Here is a 1,523-nt window from a genome sequence, read left to right on the forward strand (position 1 = left end):
CTTTGTAGAAAACCATTTATTTTATTTTAACTGCTATTATTTGCCTCTTTTATTAACTGCCTTGAACTTTCTGGACTGTATCCAAGCTCTTTTAAAAGCTCTGAGACAGGCTCTAATTTTGCCCCTTTTTCTTCGTATATCCCTATTATTATCCTATCTAAACTTTCTCTTAAACCTTCTAAAATCAAATTTCGTAATGTTTTTGATTTTACACTTTTTAGTTTTTCTAAAACTTTTCTTTTGTCAGGCTTTTTATTTTTAAACCTTTCAAAAATTTCTGCCATTTGAGTGTCTATTTCTTCTAAACCTTTGTAGTAAAGTTTTTTGTTTTTATCATCACCTTTGATTATTACAAGGGGATAACCTTTACTGATTAATATGTAATTTAAAATAATTCTCCCTGTTCTTCCGTTTCCATCTTCAAATGGATGGATTTCCTCAAAAAATCCATGAGAAACAGAAAGAGCATTAAAATCTAATTTTTTTTCAATTTCTTTTACAAAGTCGTTGAATATTTTTAGCCAATCTTCAATGTAGCCTTCTGGTGGATTGATTTTCGCTCCTGTTATCTGGATTTTCCCTTTTCTAAAATCTCCTTTTCCACCTAAACTTTTATTTATCTGTCTTATTAAAGGAATTCCAAATATAAACTCATTTTGTTTGTAATTTTCATAAGCTAATTCATAGATAAAACTGGCAGTTCTAAAATAGTTAAATGCTTCCTCTTCTGTTCTTGTTATAGGGACATTTTTAGACAAAACCTTTTTTAACTCTTTTTCAGAAATAAAGTATCCTTCTACTAAAATAGAGTTCCTTGTTTCTTCCCCAAGTAAATAAAGCCACTCTTTATTTTGAACCTTTGGCTCTGGAAGTCCACCAAGTTTATCTAAAATGGATTTTCTTTTTTTTATTAACTTTTCATCAATCATATTGTCACGCTAAATTTAAAGTTTTTATAAGAATAAAGATAAAATCAATCTTAAAATTTGTCACGAAAAAGGTATATTTTAAAATCGGGACAGTTTTAAAAGTTTTACATCTCTATCCCCAAGGCTTCTTCTAATATCTCTTTTAGCTCTTTTTCTGCCCTTATCCTTTCCTCTTCTGCTTCCTTAACTAAAACAACAGCATCATCTAAAGGTATTATTTCCTCTTCCTCCGCTATTGTTATATATCTTGAAGGGCTCAGGTTGTAGTCGTTTTTTTGAGCTTCTTCTTTTGTTATGATTTTGCTAAATTTTTCAACTTCTTTCCAGTTGTGGTAAACCTCTGCTATTTCATCAATTCCTGTAAGTATATTTTTAGGTCTTCCCTTTTCATACTTTTCTGAGGCATTTATCAAAAGGATTTCTTCTTTATGTTTTTTGTTTTTATTTAAAACGATAATTACTCCCGGGGCTGTTGTGTTATAAAAAAGGTTTTCAGGAAGCAAAATAACAGCCTCAATCAAATCTTGCTCAACAAACTTTTTCCTTATATCCCTTTCCCTGTTGCTTCCTTCTGCTCCGCTTCCCCTTGATACG

Annotated in this window: 2 protein-coding genes; both read right to left on the minus strand. The window is 30.5% G+C overall.

What is annotated here, in order from left to right; all coding sequences use genetic code 11:
- Positions 1-26 precede the first annotated feature (26 nt).
- Positions 27-929: a Fic family protein gene (locus HG1285_RS01915; RefSeq protein ID WP_008289268.1), complete on the minus strand. Its 903-nt coding sequence runs from the start codon at positions 927-929 to the stop codon at positions 27-29.
- A 104-nt stretch (positions 930-1,033) separates the two neighbouring features.
- On the minus strand, positions 1,034-1,523 hold a 490-nt coding region (locus HG1285_RS01910), incomplete at its 5' end, for an N-6 DNA methylase (RefSeq protein WP_008289269.1).

Source organism: Hydrogenivirga sp. 128-5-R1-1, assembly GCF_000171895.1.

Excerpts from the sequence above, each read along its gene's own strand:
- HG1285_RS01915 (WP_008289268.1), bottom strand. The coding sequence starts at position 929 with ATGATTGATGAAAAGTTAATAAAAAAAAGAAAATCCATTTTAGATAAA.